This is a genomic window from Streptomyces sp. NBC_01197 (assembly GCF_036010505.1).
Classification (GTDB): domain Bacteria; phylum Actinomycetota; class Actinomycetes; order Streptomycetales; family Streptomycetaceae; genus Streptomyces.
Genome location: NZ_CP108569.1, coordinates 2180349 through 2195316, shown reverse-complemented (window position 1 = coordinate 2195316; position 14968 = coordinate 2180349). Strand labels below are relative to the sequence as shown.

16 protein-coding genes are annotated in these 14968 nt (G+C 68.7%); 13 read left to right on the top strand and 3 right to left on the bottom strand.

The genetic code is table 11. The annotated features are described in order from the left end of the window. The first annotated feature begins 6 nt into the window (after positions 1-6). The 9 genes from atpB to OG452_RS09735 all read left to right on the top strand — a co-directional run bounded on the left by atpB (position 7) and on the right by OG452_RS09735 (position 7720). Positions 7-813 carry a F0F1 ATP synthase subunit A gene (gene atpB, locus OG452_RS09775; protein WP_327295222.1) on the top strand — a complete coding sequence of 269 codons (807 nt, stop codon included), beginning with the start codon at positions 7-9 and terminating at the stop codon, positions 811-813. A gap of 73 nt (positions 814-886) precedes the next feature. Further along, positions 887-1132 (top strand): ATP synthase F0 subunit C, encoded by a 246-nt coding sequence (gene atpE / locus OG452_RS09770; RefSeq protein WP_266853030.1) that lies wholly within the window; start codon positions 887-889, stop codon positions 1130-1132. Between the two features lie 42 nt (positions 1133-1174). Then, a complete protein-coding gene (locus tag OG452_RS09765) occupies positions 1175-1723 on the top strand; it encodes a F0F1 ATP synthase subunit B (protein WP_405563084.1) in 549 nt (182 codons plus the stop codon). Continuing rightward, positions 1720-2535, top strand: coding sequence for a F0F1 ATP synthase subunit delta (locus tag OG452_RS09760; RefSeq protein WP_327295221.1), 816 nt, complete (start codon positions 1720-1722; stop codon positions 2533-2535). Before OG452_RS09765 ends, OG452_RS09760 begins: the two co-directional genes overlap by 4 nt. Positions 2536-2665: 130 nt before the next feature. After that, positions 2666-4261 carry a F0F1 ATP synthase subunit alpha gene (gene atpA / locus OG452_RS09755; protein ID WP_266853027.1) on the top strand — a complete coding sequence of 532 codons (1596 nt, stop codon included), beginning with the start codon at positions 2666-2668 and terminating at the stop codon, positions 4259-4261. A 20-nt stretch (positions 4262-4281) separates the two neighbouring features. Then, positions 4282-5199 carry a F0F1 ATP synthase subunit gamma gene (locus OG452_RS09750; RefSeq protein ID WP_327295220.1) on the top strand — a complete coding sequence of 306 codons (918 nt, stop codon included), beginning with the start codon at positions 4282-4284 and terminating at the stop codon, positions 5197-5199. Further along, positions 5199-6653, top strand: coding sequence for a F0F1 ATP synthase subunit beta (atpD, locus tag OG452_RS09745; RefSeq protein WP_327295219.1), 1455 nt, complete (start codon positions 5199-5201; stop codon positions 6651-6653). Before OG452_RS09750 ends, atpD begins: the two co-directional genes overlap by 1 nt. Positions 6654-6780: 127 nt before the next feature. Next, entirely contained in the window at positions 6781-7155 is a 375-nt protein-coding gene (locus tag OG452_RS09740; RefSeq protein ID WP_327295218.1) for a F0F1 ATP synthase subunit epsilon, read from the top strand. 118 nt (positions 7156-7273) lie between these two features. Continuing rightward, positions 7274-7720 carry a DUF2550 domain-containing protein gene (locus OG452_RS09735; RefSeq protein WP_327295217.1) on the top strand — a complete coding sequence of 149 codons (447 nt, stop codon included), beginning with the start codon at positions 7274-7276 and terminating at the stop codon, positions 7718-7720. Between the two features lie 50 nt (positions 7721-7770). On the opposite strand, the gene OG452_RS09730 is transcribed toward OG452_RS09735, so the two are convergent. Genes OG452_RS09730 through OG452_RS09720 form a run of 3 tightly spaced genes read right to left on the bottom strand, consistent with a single transcriptional unit; the run spans position 7771 to position 9909 of the window. Further along, a complete protein-coding gene (locus tag OG452_RS09730; RefSeq protein ID WP_327295216.1) occupies positions 7771-8343 on the bottom strand; it encodes a cob(I)yrinic acid a,c-diamide adenosyltransferase in 573 nt (190 codons plus the stop codon). A 24-nt stretch (positions 8344-8367) separates the two neighbouring features. Further along, complete coding sequence (locus OG452_RS09725; RefSeq protein WP_327295215.1) at positions 8368-9117, bottom strand: ABC transporter permease; 750 nt, start codon at positions 9115-9117, stop codon at positions 8368-8370. A gap of 9 nt (positions 9118-9126) precedes the next feature. Continuing rightward, complete coding sequence (locus OG452_RS09720; RefSeq protein ID WP_327295214.1) at positions 9127-9909, bottom strand: ABC transporter ATP-binding protein; 783 nt, start codon at positions 9907-9909, stop codon at positions 9127-9129. A gap of 101 nt (positions 9910-10010) precedes the next feature. On the opposite strand from OG452_RS09720, the gene OG452_RS09715 reads away from it, so the two are divergent. The 4 genes from OG452_RS09715 (at position 10011) to OG452_RS09700 (ending at position 14898) form a co-directional block, all read left to right on the top strand. After that, positions 10011-10646, top strand: coding sequence for a TetR/AcrR family transcriptional regulator (locus OG452_RS09715; RefSeq protein ID WP_266853011.1), 636 nt, complete (start codon positions 10011-10013; stop codon positions 10644-10646). A 130-nt stretch (positions 10647-10776) separates the two neighbouring features. Then, positions 10777-11625: a 3-hydroxyacyl-CoA dehydrogenase family protein gene (locus OG452_RS09710; RefSeq protein ID WP_327295213.1), complete on the top strand. Its 849-nt coding sequence runs from the start codon at positions 10777-10779 to the stop codon at positions 11623-11625. A gap of 146 nt (positions 11626-11771) precedes the next feature. Further along, a complete protein-coding gene (locus tag OG452_RS09705; RefSeq protein WP_164264323.1) occupies positions 11772-12095 on the top strand; it encodes an STAS domain-containing protein in 324 nt (107 codons plus the stop codon). Positions 12096-12306: 211 nt separating this feature from the next. Continuing rightward, the gene (locus OG452_RS09700) at positions 12307-14898 is read left to right on the top strand and encodes an ATP-binding protein (RefSeq protein WP_327295212.1); all 2592 of its coding nucleotides are present in this window, start codon (positions 12307-12309) and stop codon (positions 14896-14898) included. Positions 14899-14968: the final 70 nt, after the last annotated feature.

Here is a 14968-nt window from a genome sequence, read left to right as displayed (position 1 = left end):
TCACGGGTGAGTGCCCAAACGCTGCTCGCTGAAAGCGGGTGCCATATCAATGCGGACTGCGCGTTCCCGGCGCCGGGCCTCCACTCGTTCGACTTCAAGCCGATCTTCAGCATCGGAAGCTTCGACTTCACGAAGCCGATGCTCCTCGCGATCATCTGCATGCTGCTCGTGGTCGGCTTCTTCTGGGCCGCGTTCAACAAGCCGAAGCTTGTGCCCGGGAAACTGCAGTTGGTCGGCGAGATCGGCTACACCTTCGTGGCCCGTAGCATCGCGCGGGAAGTGATCGGCAAGAAGGGCGACAAGTACGTCCCTTTCCTCACGTCGATCTTCTTCTTCGTGTGGATCATGAACCTGATGTCGGTCATCCCGCTGGCGCAGTTCCCCTCCACGGCACGCTTCGCGTACCCGGTGGTGCTCGCGCTCCTGGTGTGGGTCACCTACATGTTCCTGACGTTCAAGAAGCACGGTTTCGCCGGCGGCATCAAGAACCTGGTGTGGCTCGAAGGGCTTCCCAAGCCCATCGCGCCGCTCATTGTGGTCCTGGAGTTCCTGCAGAAGGTCATTCTGCAGCCGTTCACCCTCGCGGTGCGGCTGTGGGCCAACATGTTCGCCGGACACATGCTGATCGTCATGTTCAGTGTGGCCAGCTGGTACCTGCTGACGCCGTCGCTCCTGTCGGCCGTCGCAGGCGGCTCGTTCCTGCTGGCGCTCGCCATGACCGCCCTTGAGGTGCTGATCCAGTTCCTCCAGGCCTACATCTTCACGCTGCTCGCCTCCATCTACATCGGCGGAGCGCTCGAAGAGGGTCACTGACCCGTCTGCCCGTCCCACAGCCCTTCCGCTGGGAATCCTCCCAACGGACCGCATCACATAGGAAGACCGGAAAATGTCTGCCGACCTTGTTAACCTCGCCGCTTCCACCGTCCCCGGCCGCATGGGCGCCATCGCCTATGGTCTCGCCGCGATCGGCCCCGGCATCGGCATCGGCGTCGTCTTCGGCCACTCCATCGAGGCCATGGCCCGCCAGCCCGAGGCCATGCCGATCATCCGCACCAACATGTTCCTGGGCTTCGCCCTCTGTGAGGTGCTCGCGCTGCTCGGTCTGGTCGTTCCCTTTGTCTTCAGCAGCTGATCTGAAGCCGACCGGTAGCCACATTCGACGAAAGGTTCGGACATGATGCTCTTCCTGGCGGAGGGGGGCTCCGAGAACCCGCTCATCCCCAATACGGCGGAACTGATTGTCGGCCTGCTCTGCTTCTTCATCGTCTTCGGCTTCCTCGGAAAGAAGCTTCTGCCGAACATCCAGAAGACTCTGAACGAGCGGCAGGACGCGATCGAGGGCGGTCTGGAGCGGGCGGCCGAGGCTCAGGCCGAGGCGACCCAGACGCTTGAGCAGTACAAGGCCCAGCTCGCCGAGGCCAGGCACGAGGCCGCGCGCCTCCGCCAGGAAGCGACCGAGCAGGGCGCCACGATCATCGAGGAGATGCGGGCGGAAGGCCAGCGGCAGCGCGAGGAGATCGTCGCCGCGGGTCACGCCCAGATCGAGACGGACCGCAAGGCCACGGCCGCCGCGCTCCGTCAGGACGTGGGCAAGCTCGCGACCGAGCTGGCCGGAAAGCTTGTCGGCGAGTCCCTTGAGGACCACGCCCGGCAGAGCCGTACGGTCGACCGCTTCCTCGACGACCTCGAGGGCAGCGCTTCGAAGGCCGAGGCCGCGCGATGAACGGTGCGAGCCGCGAGGCGCTGGCCGCTGCACGCGAGCGTCTCGAGGCGCTGACCGACACCCCGTCGGTCGACGCCGCGCAGCTCGCGGACCAGCTGGCACAGGTCACCGGGCTGCTCGACCGCGAGGTGACCCTGCGCCGGGTCCTCACCGAGCCGGCGCAGGAGGGCGAGGCCAAGGCCGAGCTGGTCGGACGGCTGCTGGCCGGACAGGTGGACAGCCCCGCTGCCGACCTGGTCGCCGGTATGGTCCGTTCCCGCTGGTCGCGTTCGCGCGACCTGGTCGACTCGGTGGAGGAGCTCGCAGCCACCGCCGATCTGACCGCGGCCCAGCAGTCCGGTGCACTGGACGACGTCGAGGACGAACTGTTCCGGTTCGGCCGGATCGTCGAGTCGAGCCCCGCACTGCGCTCCGCGCTCACCGACCGTGCGGCGACAGTCGCCGCCAAGACGGAGCTGCTGCGCAGCCTGCTCGGAGGCCGGGCCAACCCGGTGACCGAGCGCCTGGTCGTGCGTCTCGTGACGCACCCGAGGGGACGTAGCCTGGAAACGGGTCTGCAGACCCTGTCCAAGCTCGCTGCCGCACGCCGGGACCGTGTCGTCGCCGTTGTCACATCGGCGGTGCCGCTCACCGACGGGCAGAAGCAGCGTCTCGGCGCCGCGCTGGCGAAGCTTTACGGCCGCCAGATGCACCTGAACCTGGACGTGGACCCCGAGGTCCTCGGCGGGATCTCGGTGCGGGTCGGCGACGAGGTCATCGACGGCACCATCGCCGAACGTCTCGACGAGGCGTCCCGGCGGCTCGCCGGCTGACCACCGCCGGCACAACTGCAGAACAAGAAGAGCGGCCCGGTTGGGCCGTGCAGAAATTGCAGAAGATTCCTGGGGGCCGCCCCCAGACCCCCAAAGACTTCAGGCCCAACAAGGAGAGCAGGGAACCCAGATGGCGGAGCTCACGATCCGGCCGGAGGAGATCCGGGATGCGCTGGAGAACTTTGTCCAGTCGTACAAGCCGGACGCGGCCTCGCGCGAGGAGGTCGGTACGGTCAGCGTGGCCGGCGACGGTATCGCCAAGATCGAGGGTCTTCCCTCGGCCATGGCGAACGAGCTGCTGAAGTTCGAGGACGGCACGCTCGGTCTTGCGCTGAACCTGGAAGAGCGCGAGATCGGTGCTGTTGTACTCGGTGAGTTCAGCGGTATCGAGGAGGGCCAGCCGGTGCAGCGCACCGGTGAGGTGCTCTCGGTCGGTGTAGGCGAGGGCTACCTCGGCCGCGTTGTCGACCCGCTCGGCAACCCGATCGACGGCCTCGGCGAGATCGCGACCGACGGCCGCCGTGCGCTGGAGCTGCAGGCTCCCGGCGTCATGGTGCGTAAGTCGGTGCACGAGCCGATGCAGACCGGCTACAAGGCTGTCGACGCGATGGTGCCGATCGGCCGTGGCCAGCGTCAGCTGATCATCGGCGACCGCCAGACCGGCAAGACCGCCCTGGCCGTCGACACGATCATCAACCAGCGCGACAACTGGCGCTCCGGCGACGAGAAGAAGCAGGTCCGCTGCATCTACGTCGCCATCGGCCAGAAGGGCTCCACCATCGCGTCCGTGCGCGGTGCGTTGGAGGAGGCGGGCGCCCTGGAGTACACGACGATCGTCGCTGCTCCGGCTTCCGACCCGGCCGGCTTCAAGTACCTGGCTCCGTACACCGGTTCGGCCATCGGCCAGCACTGGATGTACGCGGGCAAGCACGTCCTGATCATCTTCGACGACCTCTCGAAGCAGGCCGACGCCTACCGCGCCGTATCGCTTCTGCTGCGCCGCCCCCCGGGCCGTGAGGCCTACCCGGGTGACGTCTTCTACCTGCACTCCCGTCTGCTGGAGCGCTGCGCGAAGCTCTCCGACGACATGGGTGCCGGTTCGATGACGGGCCTCCCGATCGTCGAGACCAAGGCGAACGACGTGTCGGCGTTCATTCCGACCAACGTCATCTCCATCACCGACGGTCAGTGCTTCCTGGAGTCCGACCTGTTCAACGCCGGCCAGCGGCCCGCGCTCAACGTCGGTATCTCGGTCTCCCGTGTCGGTGGTTCGGCTCAGCACAAGGCCATGCGCCAGGTGTCCGGCCGACTCCGTGTGGACCTCGCCCAGTACCGCGAGCTGGAGGCGTTCGCCGCCTTCGGTTCCGACCTGGACGCGGCTTCCAAGGCCTCGCTGGAGCGCGGTAAGCGCATGGTCGAGCTGCTGAAGCAGGGCCAGTACCAGCCGATGCCCGTCGAGGAGCAGGTCGTCTCCGTCTGGTCCGGCACCACCGGCAAGATGGACGACGTACCGGTCGAGGACATCCGCCGCTTCGAGGAAGAGCTGCTGGACCACCTGCGCCGCGAGCGCAAGGAACTCCTCACCTCCATCCGCGAGGGCGCCAAGATGTCGGACGACACAGTGACCGCGATCGGCGACGCTGTCGCAGCGTTCAAGCGGCAGTTCGAGACCTCGGACGGCAAGCTCCTCGGCGAGGACGCGCCGGCCGTCAGCGCCTCCAAGTGACGACGGAAGGGACCTGACTCATGGGAGCCCAGCTCCGGGTCTACAAGCGTCGCATCCGATCCGTCACCGCGACCAAGAAGATCACCAAGGCGATGGAGATGATCGCCGCCTCGCGCATCGTCAAGGCGCAGCGCAAGGTGCAGGCATCGATGCCGTACGCGACCGAGCTCACCCGTGCGGTGACCGCGGTGGCGACCGGCTCCAACACGAAGCACGCGCTGACCACGGAGGCCGAGAACCCGACGCGGGCCGCAGTTCTGCTCATCACGAGCGACCGCGGTCTGGCCGGCGGGTACTCCTCCAACGCCATCAAGGCGGCGGAGCGGCTCACCGAGCGGCTCCGCGGTGAGGGCAAGGACGTCGACATTTACGTCGTCGGCCGCAAGGGCGTCGCCTACTACGGCTTTCGCGAGCGCAAGGTCGTGGAGTCGTGGGGCGGGTTCACCGACAACCCGACGTACGCGGATGCCAAGAGCGTGTCGGCGCCGCTGATCGCGGCGGTCCAGCAGGACACGGCCGAGGGCGGTCTGGACGAGCTCCACATCGTCTTCACCGAGTTCCAGTCGATGCTGACGCAGACGCCGGTCGAGAACCGGCTGCTGCCGCTGAGCCTGGACGAGTCCGCCGAACAGTCGGACAAGAAGGCTGAAGCGCTTCCGCTGTTCGAGTTCGAACCGTCGGCGGAGGGCGTTCTCGACGCGCTGCTGCCGCGTTACGTCGAGAGCCGTGTCTACAACGCGCTGCTGCAGTCGGCTGCTTCCGAGCATGCCGCCCGCCGCCGTGCGATGAAGTCGGCCACCGACAACGCCGGGGATCTCGTCAAGAGCCTCTCCCGGCTTGCCAATGCGGCCCGCCAGGCCGAAATCACCCAGGAAATCAGCGAGATCGTCGGTGGCTCAAGCGCCCTGGCCGACGCGACCGCGGGGAGTGACAAGTAATGACGACGACTATCGACGAGGCGGCGACGGCCGCCGCCGCCACGGGCCGCGTTGCCCGGGTCATCGGCCCGGTCGTCGACGTGGAGTTCCCCGTCGACGCGATGCCGGAGATCTACAACGCGCTGAAGGTCGAGGTCGCTGACCCGGCCGAGGACGGCAAGCTCAAGACGCTGACCCTCGAAGTCGCGCAGCACCTCGGTGACGGCGTGATCCGTGCGATCTCGATGCAGCCCACCGACGGCCTGGTCCGCCAGGCCCCGGTGGTCGACACCGGCAACGGCATCACGGTGCCGGTCGGTGACATCACCAAGGGTAAGGTGTTCAACACCCTCGGTGAGATCCTGAACCACCCTGAGGCCGAGTCGGAGATCACCGAGCGCTGGCCGATCCACCGCAAGGCCCCGGCCTTCGACCAGCTCGAGTCGAAGACCAAGATGTTCGAGACCGGCATCAAGGTCATCGACCTTCTCACCCCGTACGTCACGGGTGGGAAGATCGGTCTGTTCGGTGGTGCCGGTGTCGGCAAGACCGTGCTGATCCAGGAAATGATCTACCGCGTCGCCAACAACCATGACGGTGTGTCGGTGTTCGCGGGCGTCGGTGAGCGTACCCGTGAGGGCAACGACCTCATCGAGGAGATGGCCGAGTCCGGCGTCATCGACAAGACGGCGCTTGTCTTCGGTCAGATGGACGAGCCCCCGGGCACCCGTCTCCGTGTCGCGCTTGCCGGTCTGACCATGGCGGAGTACTTCCGCGATGTGCAGAAGCAGGACGTGCTCTTCTTCATCGACAACATCTTCCGTTACACCCAGGCCGGTTCCGAGGTGTCCACCCTGCTCGGCCGTATGCCGTCCGCGGTGGGTTACCAGCCGAACCTGGCTGACGAGATGGGTCTGCTGCAGGAGCGCATCACGTCGACCCGTGGACACTCGATCACCTCGATGCAGGCGATCTACGTCCCCGCGGACGACCTGACCGACCCGGCGCCGGCGACCACCTTCGCCCACCTGGACGCGACGACCGTGCTGTCCCGTCCGATCTCGGAGAAGGGCATCTACCCGGCGGTCGACCCGCTGGACTCGACGTCCCGCATCCTGGACCCGCGTTACATCGCGAAGGACCACTACGACGCCGCTCTGCGCCTCAAGGGTGTTCTTCAGAAGTACAAGGACCTCCAGGACATCATCGCGATCCTCGGTATCGACGAACTGGGCGAGGAGGACAAGCTCACTGTCCACCGTGCCCGGCGTGTCGAGCGCTTCCTGTCGCAGAACACCCACGTCGCCAAGCAGTTCACCGGCGTGGACGGTTCGGACGTGCCGCTCGACGAGTCGATCACCGCGTTCAACGCGATCTGCGACGGGGACTACGACCACTTCCCCGAGCAGGCGTTCTTCATGTGCGGTGGCATTGAGGACCTCAAGGCCAACGCCAAGGAGCTCGGCGTCTCCTGAGTCGCTGCCCCATGTGAGTCATCAGACTCCCGGAGAGGGGCGGGTGTGTCCCGCCCCTCTCCGTACGCCCATTAGACTTTGACCCAACACCCGGCAGCAGTGCCGGGTGATGACCCGAGGAGCCACCTTGGCTGCTGAGCTGCACGTCGAGCTGGTCGCGGCGGACCGTAATGTCTGGTCCGGCGAGGCGACTCTCGTTGTCGCGCGCACCGCGTCCGGCGACATCGGGGTCATGGCCAATCACCAGCCGCTGCTCGGTGTGCTGGAATCGGGCCCGGTGACCATTCGTACGAGCGATGGTGGGACGGTCGTTGCCGCTGTGCACGGCGGTTTCCTCTCCTTCGCCGACAACAAGCTTTCGCTGCTGGCCGAGATCGCGGAGCTGGCAGACGAGATCGATGTCCAGCGCGCCGAGCGTGCGCTGGAGAGCGCGAAGTCCGATGACGACGCCGTCGCCGAGCGGCGCGCCGATGTCCGACTGCGCGCGGTGACGGGGAACTGACGCCTCCCACCGAGATTTGACCTCAGCCGCGGCCCGTCCGGAACCATCCGGACCGGGTCGCGGCTGAGGCGATGCAGAACCAGTTCCCTTACGGTATGAGGCGAGGAGGTCGGTGTAGATGATCCTCGCTCTGCTTGTGGGCGGCCTGGTCGTCGTACTGGTAGCGGTGGGACTCTTCGTCTTCGGCCTGCGCCGGCGGCTGATCCAGCGTTCCGGGGGCACCTTCGACTGCAGTGTGCGCTGGGACCTTCCGGAGAAACCGGATGTGTCCGGCAAAGGCTGGGTGTACGGGGTGGCCCGTTACAGCGGCGACCGGATCATGTGGTTCCGCGTCTTCTCCTACGCCCCGCGCCCGCGCCGCACTCTGGAGCGCCAGTCCATCGAAGTCGTCTCCCGGCGTACGCCGGAGGGCGAGGAGGAACTGGCGCTCCTTTCTGATGCGATCGTGCTGCGATGTTCGCACCAGGGTGTCCGGCTCGAACTCGCGATGAGCGAGGACGCGCTGACGGGCTTCCTGGCCTGGCTGGAAGCGGCACCGCCCGGCCAGAGAGTTAACGTGGCTTAGCCAACCGGCTTATGCAAGAGGCCAGTTGGCCATGGGGAGGCCCCCGGTCCCTACCGCTCGCCGCCCGGCACCCACAGCACGTCACCGATCTCCTTGTTCGCGGTGCGCGCCAGGATGAACAGCAGGTCGGACAGCCGGTTCAGATAGGTCGCGGTGAGTGCGTTCATCACCTCGCCGTGCACCTCAAGCGCAGCCCAGGTCGACCGCTCGGCCCTGCGTACCACCGTGCACGCCTGGTGCAGCAGCGCCGCCCCGGGCGTGCCGCCGGGCAGGATGAAGCTCCGCAGCTTCTCCAGGTCTTCGAGGAAACGGTCGCAGTCGGCCTCCAGCTTGTCGATGTACGACTGCTCCACCCGCAGCGGCGGATACTTCGGGTCCTCCACCACGGGTGTGCACAGGTCGGCCCCCACGTCGAACAGGTCGTTCTGGACGCGGACGAGCACCTTCACCACCTCGTCCGGCAGACCGCCGAGCGCGACGGCGGTCCCGATGGCCGCGTTGGCCTCGTTGGCGTCGGCGTACGCGGAGATCCGCAGATCGGTCTTGGCGGTCCGGCTCATGTCACCGAGTGCGGTGGTGCCCTTGTCGCCGGTACGGGTGTAGATGCGCGTCAAATTGACCATGCGGCCGAGCCTAGCCGGGCGCGGTCAGCAGCCGGCCCTGCGGAAGACACGTGTGCCCACCGTCACGGCTGCGGCTGCCAGCGCCCCGGCCGCGAGTACCCCGTAGAGCATCGCCGTACTGGTGTACTCGCCCACGTAGCCCGCCCGTACCGCGTCCACCAGATAGCGGAACGGCATGAAGTGCGACAGCACGTTCAGCCAGCCCGGGGCCAGCGCCATCGGGAGCATCAGTCCCGAGAGCAGCATGGACGGCATGGTCACCGCGTTGATGACCGGGCCGAACTCGTGCGGCTTGGAGACCTTCAGGGCCAGCGCGTACGAGAGCGAGGCGAGCGACACCGTGAGGACGCCCACGAAGGCGAAGCCGATCAGTACGCCGCCCACAGGTGCCCGCAGCCCCATCACCAGGGCCGTCACGACCAGCAGGACGGACTGGAAGACGAAAAGCACGGCGTCCCGCAGCACCCGGCCCAGCAGCAGCGCGAACCGGCTGACCGGGGTGGCCCGCATCCGCTCGAACACTCCGGTCTGGTTCTCGATGATGATGGCGAAGCCGCTGAACGATGCTCCGAACAGGGCGAGTTGGAGCAGCAGTCCGGGGACCAGGATCTGCCAGGAGTCGCCCTGGGAGCCGAGCGGAAGACCGGTCAGCAGCGGGCCGAAGAAGAGCAGATAGAGCATCGGCATCAGAACGCCGAAGAGGATCTGGAACTTTGAGCGCGCTGTCTGCCGGGCATAGCGGCCGAAGATCAGCGCGGTGTCGTGCATGAACATGCGAGGCTCCTACACGGCTACGGGGGCGGTCTCTTCGGGTGCGGCGGTGCGGCCGGTGATGGCCAGGAAGGCGTCCTGGAGAGTGGCGTCGACGGAGCCGGTGTACTGGAGCTTCAGCGCGCCGGGCGTGCCGTCGGCCACCACCGTGCCCTCGTCCACGACGACCAGCCGGTCGGCCAGCGCGTCCGCCTCGTCGAGGTAGTGCGTGGTCAGGATGACCGTGGTGCCGTGTTCTTTCCGCAGCGCGCGCACCAGTTCCCACAGATCGGCCCGGCTGCCGGGGTCGAGGCCGGTGGTCGGTTCGTCGAGGAAGAGCACTTCGGGCCGGTGGGTGAGGCCCATCGCGAGGTCCAGGCGCCGCCGCTGACCGCCGGAGAGCGAGGCGCACTTGCGGTCGAGCAGTGCGGTGAGGCCCAGTTCGCCCGCGAGTTCGCCGGCGCGTGCTGCGGCGCGCGCCCGGCTCAGCCGGTAGAGGCGGCCCTGGGTCACGAGCTCCTCGCGTACGGACATCTGGGGGTCGACACCGCCCGACTGAGCGACGTAGCCGATCTTCCGGCGGACGCCCGCCGGGTCCCGTACCAGGTCGCAGCCCGCGACGGTGGCCGCGCCGGCGCTGGGCGCCAGCAGGGTGGTGAGCATCCGCAGCGTGGTGGTCTTGCCCGCGCCGTTGGGTCCCAGGAAGCCCAGGATCTCGCCCGCCCGGACGGTCAGATCGATCCCGCGTACGGCCTCCACCGGGCCGGCCTTGGTGGTGAAGGTCCGGGCCAGCCCGGACGTACTGATGATTGGCATGGAACTCAGAAAAACAGAGACGCTGTATTTTTGCAATGGATATAAATTTTGTAGTCACCCCAAGCTTTCACCGTGTCCAGCGGCCCGCATACGATGCGGGCATGGCTGAGGGGCTCAGGGAGCGCAAGAAGCGCCGGACCAGGCAGTACATCTCCGATGTGGCGACGGGGCTGTTCCTGGAGCGCGGCTTCGACGAGGTGACCGTCGCGGAGGTCGCCGAGGCGGCGGAGGTCTCCGTCAACACGGTGTACAACTACTTCCCGGCCAAGGAGGACCTGTTCCTCGACCGCAGCAAGGGCGTGGTGGACCGGCTCGCGCGCTATGTGCGCGGCCGGGACCCGGGGGAGTCGGCGGCGGGAGCGGTCCTGCGGGAGCTGCGGGACCAGGTGACGGCGGTCTCGCCCACGGTCGGGCTCCTCGACGGCTACGACCGGTTCTTGCGCGTCGTGCAGGACGCGCACTCCCTGCGCTCCCGGATGTGGCACATCCAGCAGCAGTCCCTGGCGAATGTGGAGACGGCGCTGCGCGAGGAGACGGGCGCGGCGGGCTCCGACACGCTCCCGACCCTGGTGGCCGGTCAGCTCGCCTGGATCCAGTCGACGCTGATGGCGTGGATCGGTGACGAGATGATCGCCGGGCACGCGCCGGACGAGGTCTCCCGTCGGGCCCTGGATCTCCTCGACGACATGGAAGAGGTCCTGGGGGAGAAAGTGCTCAACTACGCAGTAAGGGGCTGAGGGTGACGCCCCGGGGTGTGATGTCCGCCATGTGGGACGTGACGCGCATCTCTTAGCCACCACAAGGTGCCCGGCTCCCTATAGCCTCCGCCCCAGAGCCGTTCGCAGAATGCCGTTTAAGGGGTGCCAATTGGCCAGGAAGCTCGCTGTCATCGGAGCCGGACTCATGGGTTCCGGAATTGCGCAGGTGTCGGCTCAGGCCGGCTGGGACGTTGTTCTGCGCGATGTCACCGATGCGGCCGTGACCCGCGGTACCGACGCCATCAAGGCGTCCTATGCGCGGTTCGTCGCGAAGGGCAAGCTGGAAGCGGCCGACGCCGACGCCGCTCTCGCACGGATCACCACAACCACCGATCTGGACGCGGCAGCCGACGCCGACATCGTCGTGGAGGCGGTGTTCGAGAAGCTTGAGGTCAAGCACGAGATCTTCCGTGCACTCGACAAGCTGGTACGGGAGGACACGGTCCTCGCCTCCAACACCTCGGCGATCCCGATCACCAAGATCGCGGCGGTGACGGAGCGCCCGGAGCGGGTCGTCGGCGCGCACTTCTTCTCGCCCGTCCCGATGATGCAGCTGTGCGAGCTGGTCCGCGGCTACAAGACGAGCGACGAAACCCTCGCCACCGCAAGGGAGTTCGCCGAGTCCGTCGGAAAGACCTGCATCGTCGTCAACCGCGACGTGGCGGGCTTCGTCACCACCCGGCTCATCTCCGCGCTCGTCGTCGAGGCGGCGAAGCTGTACGAGTCGGGCGTGGCCACCGCCGAGGACATCGACACCGCCTGCAAGCTCGGGTTCGGGCACGCGATGGGTCCGCTGGCCACCGCGGATCTGACCGGCGTCGACATCCTGCTGCACGCCACTGGCAACATCTACACGGAATCCCAGGATGAGAAGTTCGCTCCGCCGGAGCTGATGCGCCGAATGGTCGATGCGGGTGACATCGGCAGGAAGAGCGGGCAGGGGTTCTACAAGCACTGAATCGCACAGGTCGCCCTACGATCACCCGGTTGGGTGAATTCGGTATCGGTTCGCTTACGGACGGCAACTTCTTTCCCGGCGGGGCAGTCAGTTCAGTGACAGACGTGAAAGACGTGACGGAGTCCGAGAACTCCCGGGGAGCGCATATGCATATCAGGGGCGACCACGTCGAGCTGGTCGTCGGGGGCCGCCTCGACGTTCGCAGCGCGGCGGACGCCCGTACGGTCCTGCACTCGGCTGTCGATGACGGTGTCGGCGATCTGGTGCTCGACCTGACCGAACTCGATTCGTGGGACGCCACCGGACTCGGGGTGATCATGGGCGTCCACCGGCGCGCCGGGAGATGCGGCCGCCGGCTCGTCCTGCGCGGGGTGCCGCCGCAGATGCAGCGCCTCCTGGTGGCGACCCGGCTGCACCGTATTCTGGCCATCGAGGGCGGAATCGCCGCCGAGTGCCTGCCCCGCGTCTGACCGAGCCCGCGTACCGCTCCTTCCGCACCCGCGAGGGCCGCCCCCGGCGCCGGGGACCCCGAGTGGTGACGGATACTGGCCGAAGGTCTATGGTTCGGTCGCCTACTGATTGACGAACCCATGTGCGGTAGGCACCGGACCAGAAGCGACAGCGTGGTGTGCGAGGCCGGGAAGGCAGACCGCGCGCAACGCCAGCTGGGGGCTTTGACCTATGGACCCGATGAACAGCAGACCGGACGAGCACGGCCAGGACCCCGGCCGCCGTCCGCCGTGGCCCGATGGTCCGGTTTCGCCCAGACCGCCCCGGGACCCGCTCGCACCCGACCTCGCCCAGCAGGCGCCCCCCCGCGTCCGTACCGTGCGGCTCGTCACGGGCGACTTCCTGGTCACGGTGAACCCGGTCGACGGCAGTGAGATCGAACACTGCCCGCCAGGTGAACACCCCGGCGCCCCGGAGCGGTACAGCCCCGAGGAGCGTACGGGCCTGCTGCGCGCGGCGGGCCCGCCGGTGCCGCCAGGGCCCGCAGGACCCGAACTGCCGCTGCTGGAGCGGCAGGAGGAACACGAGCGGCTGGTACGACTGCTGGCGCGCGGACGATCCGTACGTCTGACGGGCCCGGCGGGCTCCGGGCGCACCTCGCTGCTCGACGCCGTGGCCAGGGACTGCTCGGGTTTCGCGCCCGACGGGGTCGTCAGGCTCTCCGGATACCACCGCACCGCCGCCGACCTGCTGTACGGGCTCTTCGCCGCCGTTCACCGGGCTCCCCTGCACCGGCCCGACAGGGCCGAGCTGCTCACCCTGGTCCACGGGATCGGCGCCATCGTCGTCCTGGACGACCTGGAGCTCGGCGGGGCCGCCCTGGAGGAGTTGCTCGACGCCACCCCCGAGTGCGCCTTCCTGCTCGCCGCCACCCCGGACGTGGCCGCCCCGCTCCCCGAGTCCCACCTGGAGGAGGTCTTCCTCGGCGGTCTCGGGCGCAGCGCCTCGCTCGACCTCCTGGAACGCGCCGTGCAGCGGCCGCTCACCGACGAGGAGGCCAACTGGGCCGGTGACCTGTGGTTCGAGTCGGAGGGCTTGCCGCTGCGCTTCGTCCAGGCGGGAGCGCTGCTGCGCCAGCGCGACCTGCTGCGGACCGGCCCCGGCTCCTCCGGCGCCTACCCGGGACCCAGCACCGACGACGCCCCCGCGGGCAGCTCCGGTGGAGCCGCCGGCCCGCCCGGCGACACCACCGAGGTACCGCTGCCCACCCTCGGCCAGGGGGCGGCGCCCGCCCAGTTGCTCGCTGAGCGGCTCAGCGACGCGGCACGGGCCACGCTGGCCTTCGCCGTGGCACTCGGCGGCGAGGTGCCGCACCAGGCCCATCTGCCGGCGCTGGTCGGCGACACCCATGCCGACGCGGCGATGGGGGAGCTGGCCGGGTCCGGGCTGCTCTCCCCGGCCGGATCGCACTACCGGCTGGCCGCCGGAGTCCTCCAGCAGCTGGAGGCCGGCGGGTACGCCGACGACTCCGCCGGGCACGCGCTGACCACCGCCCAGCACTACGCCTGGTGGGCCGGGCACCCATCGGTGGCACCCGAGCGTGCGGCCGCCGAAGCCGACGCCGTCCTCGCGGCGATGAGCGCACTCGTACCCGGCTCGGAGGCCGGACACCCCAGCGCCGCCGTACTGCTGGCCCGCAGCGCGGCTCCCGCCTTCGCGGCCGCACTGCACTGGAGTGCCTGGGAGCGCGCCCTGCGGACCGGCCAGGAGGCTGCCAGGCTCTCCGGCGAGGTCGCCGAAGAGGCCTATTTCCACCATGAGTTGGGCGTACTGGCGCTCTGCACCGGTAACCCGGACCGGGCGCTGGCCGAGCTGGAGGCCTCCATAGCGCTGCGCGGTGCGCTGGCCGACAAGGCGGGTACGGTCGCCGGACGCAGGGCGCTCGCGCTCATCGCCGACCGCTCGGGAGCCGCCTCACTCGGCGGCTATGTGCCGGGCGCCCCGGGCGACACCCCGCCGCACGGGGCCGAGGTTCTGCCGCCCGCGCACGAGGACGTGGCCCCACCGCCGGTCGGCCCGGGCGCGGCGGGCGCAGTCGTCTCGCTCTCCCCGGCGCCCCACGACCACATCACGCTGGTCACCCAGCAGGTGTCCCCGGCAGGCGCCGCTCCGCCCACCCGGCGCCGTACGGTATTGGGAGGTGCCCGGCGCAATCTGGTCGCGGCCGGTGCCGGGGTGCTGCTCGCCGGAGTACTCGGCACCGTGGTGACCCTCGGCGCGACGAGCAACAGCGACCCCGGGCACGGGGACAGCACGCCCGGCCAGTCCGTCGACGACGGCGGCGGCAAGGACGGCATGAGCGCGGACGAGCCCACGCAGAGCACGCCGGGCACCTCGGACGGCTCGACGGGCAGTACCGCCGCCCCCTCCACCCCGGCGACTCCGAGCGCCACCGGCAGCGACCAGCCGTCCGGGAGCAGCACACCGTCGGACGACGCGTCGACATCGGGCGACAAACCCTCGGCACCGTCGGACAAGCCGTCCGGCCCCAGCGGGAAGCCGCCCACGAAGCCGTCGACGCCGCCGTCCAAGCCGCCGCACTCGCCGCCCAGCAGCCCGTCCACGTCGCCGAGCGACCCGGCCAGCCCGACCCCCAGCCCGTCCGACTCCACGACCGAGGGCCCGCCGCCCGCCGATTCGCCCTCGACCACCCAGAGCGCGATGCGGCCCTCCACGGCCTCCAGCGGGCCGGTGGACAGCGGGAGTTCGTCCACGCCTCCGGGGGACGCCTCGGCGTCCGCCTCGTCTCCCTCGGCGGGCTGAGGCTCACACGGCGCAGCTGACACGGCACGGCTCACACCGCACACAACTGGCACGGGAGACAGCGGAAGGC

Excerpts from the sequence above, each read along its gene's own strand:
- OG452_RS09725 (WP_327295215.1), bottom strand. The coding sequence starts at position 9,117 with ATGTTCATGCACGACACCGCGCTGATCTTCGGCCGCTATGCCCGGCAG.
- atpA (WP_266853027.1), top strand. The coding sequence starts at position 2,666 with ATGGCGGAGCTCACGATCCGGCCGGAGGAGATCCGGGATGCGCTGGAG.
- OG452_RS09720 (WP_327295214.1), bottom strand. The coding sequence starts at position 9,909 with ATGCCAATCATCAGTACGTCCGGGCTGGCCCGGACCTTCACCACCAAG.
- OG452_RS09735 (WP_327295217.1), top strand. The coding sequence starts at position 7,274 with ATGATCCTCGCTCTGCTTGTGGGCGGCCTGGTCGTCGTACTGGTAGCG.
- atpE (WP_266853030.1), top strand. The coding sequence starts at position 887 with ATGTCTGCCGACCTTGTTAACCTCGCCGCTTCCACCGTCCCCGGCCGC.
- OG452_RS09730 (WP_327295216.1), bottom strand. The coding sequence starts at position 8,343 with ATGGTCAATTTGACGCGCATCTACACCCGTACCGGCGACAAGGGCACC.
- OG452_RS09750 (WP_327295220.1), top strand. The coding sequence starts at position 4,282 with ATGGGAGCCCAGCTCCGGGTCTACAAGCGTCGCATCCGATCCGTCACC.
- OG452_RS09760 (WP_327295221.1), top strand. The coding sequence starts at position 1,720 with ATGAACGGTGCGAGCCGCGAGGCGCTGGCCGCTGCACGCGAGCGTCTC.
- OG452_RS09765 (WP_405563084.1), top strand. The coding sequence starts at position 1,175 with ATGATGCTCTTCCTGGCGGAGGGGGGCTCCGAGAACCCGCTCATCCCC.
- atpD (WP_327295219.1), top strand. The coding sequence starts at position 5,199 with ATGACGACGACTATCGACGAGGCGGCGACGGCCGCCGCCGCCACGGGC.
- OG452_RS09715 (WP_266853011.1), top strand. The coding sequence starts at position 10,011 with ATGGCTGAGGGGCTCAGGGAGCGCAAGAAGCGCCGGACCAGGCAGTAC.
- OG452_RS09705 (WP_164264323.1), top strand. The coding sequence starts at position 11,772 with ATGCATATCAGGGGCGACCACGTCGAGCTGGTCGTCGGGGGCCGCCTC.
- OG452_RS09700 (WP_327295212.1), top strand. The coding sequence starts at position 12,307 with ATGGACCCGATGAACAGCAGACCGGACGAGCACGGCCAGGACCCCGGC.